The organism is Ectobacillus sp. (assembly GCF_056992975.1).
Genome location: NZ_JBXKMX010000280.1, coordinates 1 through 7104, shown reverse-complemented (window position 1 = coordinate 7104; position 7104 = coordinate 1). Strand labels below are relative to the sequence as shown.

The window sequence follows — 7104 nt, the reverse complement described above, 5'->3', positions numbered from 1 at the left end:
TTTTGGCTAGCTGGTATGCAGCTTTTGTAGTACGCACCCCTTCTACAACCATGCCCATGCTGGATAATACCTCATCAAGAGAATGACCCTTTCCTAACATATTTCCCGCACGCCAATTTCGACTATGCACACTCGTACACGTTACGATTAGATCGCCCATGCCTGCTAATCCCGCAAATGTTAGCGGATTCGCCCCCATTTTCCTACCAAGCCGGGCAATTTCAGTTAATCCGCGTGTCATAAGTGCAGCTTTAGCGTTGTCGCCAAAGCCCATGCCATCCGTCATTCCTGCAGCTAGCGCAATAATATTTTTTAATGCTCCGCCGAGTTCCACCCCAATAATGTCTGGATTCGTATAAACCCGAAAGTATTGATTCATAAATAAATCTTGAACCATTTCTGCAGCTTTCATATTTTTAGAAGCAGCAGTAATGGTCGTAGGATAACGAAGCGCCACCTCTTCTGCATGGCTTGGCCCGGATAAAACGACTACATCATGAAGTAGATTGGCCGGTATTTCTTCTTCAATCATTTCAGATATCCGCTTTAACGTATCTGGTTCAATTCCTTTACTTGCATGAATGATCGTAACAGGGTAAGACAAAAGCTCCTTCATCTTACGAAGTACTTCTCGAACCGCTTTCGTCGGTACAACGAGTAATATGTTCTCCACTCCGTCCAATGCCTGTGCCAAGGAATGATATCCATTAATACTTGATGGCAAAACAACTTCAGGCAAATAACGAGTATTTGTATGTTTGGTGTTAATTTCTTCTATTTGTTCTATCCGGTTTCCCCAAAGGCGGACTTCATGACCGTTGTCTGCGAGCACCATAGCAAGCGCGCTTCCCCAACTACCTGCTCCTATAACTGCAACTTTATTCATCGTTCTACACCCTCCTTCTAGCTTCGTGTTCTAGCTATAATTTTAATAGGAGTTCCGACAAATCCGAATGCATCCCGAATCCGATTTGTTAGGAAACGTTCGTAAGAAAAATGTAATAACTCCGCTTCATTTACAAATACCACGAATGTAGGCGGCTTGACAGCTACTTGTGAAGCATAGAAAATTTTCAAACGTTTTCCATTATGTGTTGGTGTAGGGTTCGTTGCAACAGCATCCATTATAATATCATTTAACACATTTGTTTGAACACGAATCATTTGATTTTCACTTGCTGTATTAATCATCGGTAGTAAGGTATGAATGCGTTTTTTTGTTTTTGCTGATAAAAATACGATCGGAGCATAGTCCAAAAATAAAAAATGTGCCCGGATTTTTTCTTCGAATTCCTTCATCGTTTTTTCATCTTTTTCTACCGCATCCCACTTATTAACAACAATAATAACGGCTCTCCCTGATTCATGCGCGTAGCCAGCAATTTTTTTGTCCTGCTCAATAATGCCTTCTTCGCCGTCTAATACGACAAGGACAACGTCTGAGCGTTCAATAGCACGTAATGCGCGTAGCACACTATACTTCTCGGTACTTTCGTATACTTTCCCTCTTTTTCGCATTCCTGCCGTATCAATAATGACGTATTCTTTTCCATCCTTCGTATAAGGGGTATCGACAGCATCACGAGTCGTACCTGCAATATTACTTACAATAACGCGTTCTTCACCGAGCAACGCATTTACTAACGAAGATTTTCCTACATTTGGCCGGCCGATCAAACTAAATTTTACGGTATCCTCGCCATACTGGTCTTCCATATCTTCAGGAAAATGCTTAGCTACTTCATCAAGCAAATCACCAAGCCCTAGGCCATGCGAACCTGAGATTGGAAATGGTTCTCCAAAGCCAAGTGAATAAAAATCATAGATATCTTCTCGCATTTCTGGATTATCTATTTTATTCACTGCAAGCACAACGGGTTTCTTTGATTTATATAAAATTTTGGATACTTCTTCATCCGCTGCTGTAATGCCATCACGACCATTTGTCATAAAGATAATAACATCTGCTTCATCGATAGCAATTTCTGCTTGCTGACGGATTTGTGTTAAAAATGGTGCATCCCCAATATCAATTCCACCTGTATCAATAATATTAAATTCATAGGTAAGCCATTCTCCTGAACTATAAATTCGATCTCGAGTCACGCCAGGAACGTCCTCCACAATGGATACTCGTTCTCCAACAATTCTATTGAAAATCGTAGATTTCCCTACATTCGGACGTCCTACGATTGCAATCACCGGTTTTGGCATATTTTTTGTCATCCTTTCCTCTGTTGTGCTATGTAAAAAAACCCTTCTTTCATCAAGAAGGGATTGACGATCAACCACAGTTTTTTTTAGCATCAAAACAAATTCATTATATCATAATCTATTAGTGTTTCACAATAATATATACATCTTCTTGCAATCGATGTGCGATTCCATCTAAAATTGCTTCTAAATTAGAAGCAACAAATTCCATTTCCTGTACTGATGAACAAGTAAAAAAAGGAGCGCCGCCAGCAAATTTAGTAGCATCTGTTGTAATAACGGCTAAAATATAATTTTCAATCATCATCTAGTAGGTTTCTCCTTCCCTGCCTGAGAGGACATTCGAATTGCATTTTCAAGTGTTGGAGCATTTTCTATCACGCGGATTGCCTTTGTTATATCCCGTTCCTGCGGAAGGACAAACACCCCGACTCTTCCATCATTTAAATCTAATTTTGCTAACGGAACAAGGGATGGCGTTCCTGCATCTCGAATGACACCTAATCCAACTGAAACATCATGCAAGATGGCTTGTCTTTGTCCTAAATTAGCAAGTGTAATTCTTGCATCCGACGACTTAGGCGTTAATAGAAAGCCCATACCATATTGTAAAATTTCCTTCTGCCGCGCAGGTAAGCCAATATTCATAATGTAAATTGTATCAATATATAAACCCGCTCCTTCAAAGCGAAGCGGAATATGATCAATTTTCGCAATATCACATAGTTTCTTCCCAGCCATCAAATGCTTTGATAGAAAAAAACTCAATGCAGCAACGCCTAATGCGGCATAAATTGAATTCAGAGCTAAATAAGCAAACGTTGTAACAAGCGAAGTAAGAATAACTAAATAATTGCGGCTCTCAAACACAAGTGCAATCCCTTCTATATAGGTATGTCCACGTGGTACAAGTTCATAAGCATCCATCGATTGCAATGTATTTCGCTCCATATTTCTCACATCACGAAATTGTGATGCCGCAAGAGTTAAAAACGTAATTGCAGAAAAATCTTTACTCATAATTGATGGAATTGCCACCGCTCCTAACGTGGCAGCAATAAACCCCATCGCAAGATGAACAATTTTACCATGAAGTCTTGTAGGATATTGCCGAGAATCGGTTTTCAACATAATAAGTCGTGTCAGCATTCCAGACACAATTCCTACTAGTATTGGATAGGTGAATTGATTCATAGACTGCTTTTCCCTTCCCGAACTTGTTTTTGTTTAAATAACTCTAACAAGAATTTACTTTTCCCAAACGCCGTGTATATACTTACTAAGCAGAAAGCACACATTAATACATCCAGTGAATAGAACGTTCCGATTTCGTTATGAAATTGGAATTTCCATAATACGACAGAAAGCATCGTCTCTCCCTGCACTATACTTATTCCCAATACAAGAAGCTTTTCTCGATACGTACGAACCATAAGGAAGAGCAATAGAGCCATCACACTGCTACTTATCCATAAATTCCCCTTCAAAAACCAAATTGGATCATACAAGACCATAAGCTGTATGGTTGCATAAAACATAGCGACTATTCCCATACAAATAAAAAGGTATAGCGTCTTCCACCAAGGATACTGACATAAGCCAAGTAAACAAAGCATTAAAATAAATAACAAGCTTCCAGAAATCAAAAGTACTCCTACCGAAATATGAATGCCTGAACTTATAAGAAGTAACAGGAACCCGGTTGCTATGTAAATACGGCTAGCGGTTTGTTTCATCCAAAATGTTGCAATCCACCATCCGAACCAAGAAACAATATAAAAATATACACCCTCCATCGCTCTACCTCCTATCCTCCCCATTATGGGTACATTGTATGAGAAATAATCGGACGAATAAAATAAATAAGGACAGAAACACTTGTAATTAGGAGGTGATACAAATGAGCAAGGACCGGCAGGAAAAAAAACTCCGTGAATCGCGTAGAGTGGAATCGGACCGTGATCAATCCATTCATTACAACGGAGCAACTCGTCTGGACAATCCAGAACAAGCGCGACAAGACAATAAGAAATAATAGGTGAACAGGGATTTACTTGGGAACTAATCAGAAAATGTGCATGTTGTAGGAGAGAATAATTTTATCTGATACCAATTGATGTTTGTTTTTACGAAGAAAAAAGCGGTATAGCTTAGTTACTATACCGCTTTCTAGTACTGTATGAAGCTGTATCAATACCTCTTTGCGTTAACCAATGAAAAGAATCACCGCTAATAACAAGTGGTGTAGTTTGAAGTTCCTCGATCGACCTAGCACCTAAGGCTGTCATCATATACTTTATATCAGTGTGGATGATATCAATTTCATCAAGGAGACCTTCCATACCATTATTCATATAAGCCTTCAGAAAATAACCCGCAAATGCTACTGCAGATGCACCAATTGCAAGCGCCTTTGTAGCATCGAGTGCCGTCTGCATGCCTCCTGATGCTATGAAAGATACCATTTTATTGCTTGTCTCACTTAATCCCTCTATGAGGGATACTGCAGTTGGTATGCCCCATTCACTAAAGTAGGTGAGCATACGCTTTCTCCGTTCGTTCTCGATAGAAGCAAAGTTTGTGCCCCCAAAGCCACCTACGTCAATTAATTGTACACCGATATCAGTTAATTGGCGGACTGTTTCTTTGCTCATCCCAAACCCTACTTCCTTGACAATAACTGGGACGCCGACCTCCTTCACGATTCGTTCCATTCGCTCAAGTGCGTGAGTGAAATCACGATCGCCCTCAGGCATTGTAAGCTCTTGAATCACATTTAAATGAATTTGAATAGCATTACCCTCTATCATAGCAACAGCTCGCTTAGCTTGTTCCACTGTGGCTTCACTACCTAGATTTGCAAACACAATTCCATTTGGATTTACTTTTCTTACTATTTTATAGGACCGTTCTTCTGTCTCGTCCTTTATTGCAGCCATCTGAGAACCGACTGCCATTGCAATGTTTTTTTCACGCGCAGCTTCTGCAAGTGCCTGATTGATACGCTCCGTCGCTTCTCCACCGCCGCCTGTCATTGCATTAATATAAATAGGCGAACTTAAAGAAAGTTCGCCTATTTCTGTGTGCAATGAAACGTCTGTAAGCGCTATGTTCGGTAAACTTTGATGAACGAAGGATACGTCATCAAACCCTTGCGCCCGAGACTGACCAGTAGAGAGCGCGTACTGAACATGATCAATTTTTCGCTTTGCTCTCGTCACAGTCATCACCTATTATTTTTTTAGCTTTTTTAATTGTTCTCCAATTATATCACCAAGCTGGAATGAAGCTGATTCTGAAGTGGATTGGTACTTACTGAAATCTTCTTCATAGTCATTACTTTCTTCTGTTGCATCTTTCATACTTAATGAAATGCGTTTTTCTTTTGCATTTACTTCAAGAACTTTTACTGTCACCGTTTGTCCAACTTCTAATACTTCATTTGGATTTTTAATATGGCGACTTGAAATTTGCGATACATGAACAAGACCTTCTACAGAAGGTAACACTTCGACAAATGCACCAAAAGTAACAAGACGTCTCACAGTACCTTCTACGATATCTCCAGCCTTAATTTTTTCAATAACTGTATCCCAAGGACCAGGCTGAGCTGCTTTTATAGAAAGAGAAATACGTCCAGTATCGGCATCCACAGAAAGAATTTTCACTTTAACGGATTGTCCTTCTGCAAGTACATCAGAAGGTTTTCCTACACGTTCATGCGAAATTTGAGAAATATGTACTAATCCGTCTACTCCGCCAACATTTACAAATGCACCGAAGTCAGTAAGACGTTGTACAGTACCTTCTACTACATTCCCAGGTTGTAGAGAATGAATCACTTCTTTTTTCTTAGCTTCTAATTCTTCTTCTACAACAGCTTTATGAGAAAGAATCACACGATTTTTTTCGCGTTCTAATTCTACGATTTTAACCACAATTGTTTTTTCTTTGTAGTCTGTGAAATCTTCAACGTAGTGTGTTTCAACGAGAGATGCAGGGATAAAACCTCTTACGCCAAGATCTACAACTAAACCACCATTTACAATATCTTTAACTGTTACTTCGAATGATTCTTTCGCTTCGAATTTTTCATATAAATCTTCCCAAGCACGTTCAGCATCTACGGCACGTTTGGAAAGAACTAAATCGTCTTCTTCAAGTTTAATTACTTTTAATTGAAGAGTTTCCCCTTCTTTCACAACATCGCTTGCTTTTTCAATGTGAACGTTAGCTAATTCACTAATAGGAATAATACCTTCCGTTTTGTAGCCAACATCTACACGCACTTGTTTTTCTTCTACTTTTACAATTTCTCCCGTTACAACATTACCTACTTCTAACGGTGTAACTTCTTCATTCATCTTTTCTACCATGGAAATACCTCCCTACTAAAATGGCAAAGCCTCTTTATGTATATACGAAATGGAAATAAGTTTTCCATTTGCATGCTGAATTACTACTCGCATCTGCTGCGGAGGAATCTCTAATGTCTCTTCTTTCAATGTAATTTATAACTTCACATTGAAATCAAAAATTCAGTGTTCATCGATATAACCTCTACATTATAACAAAAGGAAATCTAACTAGTACTGAAATAGTTTGAAAACATTTTCCTCTTACTAACTTCTAATAAATCAGGGAATTTGTCAAGTAAATTGTATCTTTACATGAACTTGCTCCTGCTTCAAATAATACGTCAAGTATTCATTTTAATTTTCAAATTGCAAAATGTATGACTAATTTTCCCATTTTGATAAAGGCTAGAAAAGCCTCCACATTATGGAGGCTTTTCTTTTATATTATGTTAATTTTGTATGTATAATATCCATAATTTTCTCTACTACTTGCATAATCGACAAAGAAGTCGTATCAAGTGCAATTGCATCG

8 protein-coding genes are annotated in these 7104 nt (G+C 38.8%); 1 reads left to right on the top strand and 7 read right to left on the bottom strand.

Features of this window, described 5'->3' with window-relative positions; genetic code table 11:
• From AC11ZT_RS12880 to AC11ZT_RS12860, 5 genes are all read right to left on the bottom strand, one after another.
• Nucleotides 1–886, bottom strand: an 886-nt coding sequence (locus AC11ZT_RS12880) for an NAD(P)H-dependent glycerol-3-phosphate dehydrogenase (protein ID WP_484059987.1), incomplete at its 3' end; no start/stop codon positions are given.
• 17 nt (nucleotides 887–903) lie between these two features.
• Nucleotides 904–2214, bottom strand: coding sequence for a ribosome biogenesis GTPase Der (der, locus tag AC11ZT_RS12875; RefSeq protein ID WP_484059986.1), 1311 nt, complete (start codon nucleotides 2212–2214; stop codon nucleotides 904–906).
• A gap of 121 nt (nucleotides 2215–2335) precedes the next feature.
• Nucleotides 2336–2521, bottom strand: coding sequence for a capping complex subunit for YIEGIA (locus tag AC11ZT_RS12870; RefSeq protein WP_379968538.1), 186 nt, complete (start codon nucleotides 2519–2521; stop codon nucleotides 2336–2338).
• A complete protein-coding gene (locus tag AC11ZT_RS12865) occupies nucleotides 2518–3408 on the bottom strand; it encodes a YIEGIA family protein (RefSeq protein ID WP_484059985.1) in 891 nt (296 codons plus the stop codon). Before AC11ZT_RS12865 ends, AC11ZT_RS12870 begins: the two co-directional genes overlap by 4 nt.
• Entirely contained in the window at nucleotides 3405–4010 is a 606-nt protein-coding gene (locus AC11ZT_RS12860) for a YphA family membrane protein (protein ID WP_484059984.1), read from the bottom strand. Before AC11ZT_RS12860 ends, AC11ZT_RS12865 begins: the two co-directional genes overlap by 4 nt.
• A 104-nt stretch (nucleotides 4011–4114) precedes the next feature.
• Between AC11ZT_RS12860 and AC11ZT_RS12855 the strand changes: the two genes are divergently transcribed.
• Nucleotides 4115–4249 (top strand): YpzI family protein, encoded by a 135-nt coding sequence (locus tag AC11ZT_RS12855; protein ID WP_484059983.1) that lies wholly within the window; start codon nucleotides 4115–4117, stop codon nucleotides 4247–4249.
• 115 nt (nucleotides 4250–4364) lie between these two features.
• Here AC11ZT_RS12855 and fni read toward each other — a convergent pair whose 3' ends face one another.
• Entirely contained in the window at nucleotides 4365–5435 is a 1071-nt protein-coding gene (fni, locus tag AC11ZT_RS12850; RefSeq protein WP_484059982.1) for a type 2 isopentenyl-diphosphate Delta-isomerase, read from the bottom strand.
• Nucleotides 5436–5447: 12 nt separating this feature from the next.
• Nucleotides 5448–6590 (bottom strand): 30S ribosomal protein S1, encoded by a 1143-nt coding sequence (gene rpsA / locus AC11ZT_RS12845; protein ID WP_484059981.1) that lies wholly within the window; start codon nucleotides 6588–6590, stop codon nucleotides 5448–5450.
• Nucleotides 6591–7104 lie beyond the last annotated feature (514 nt).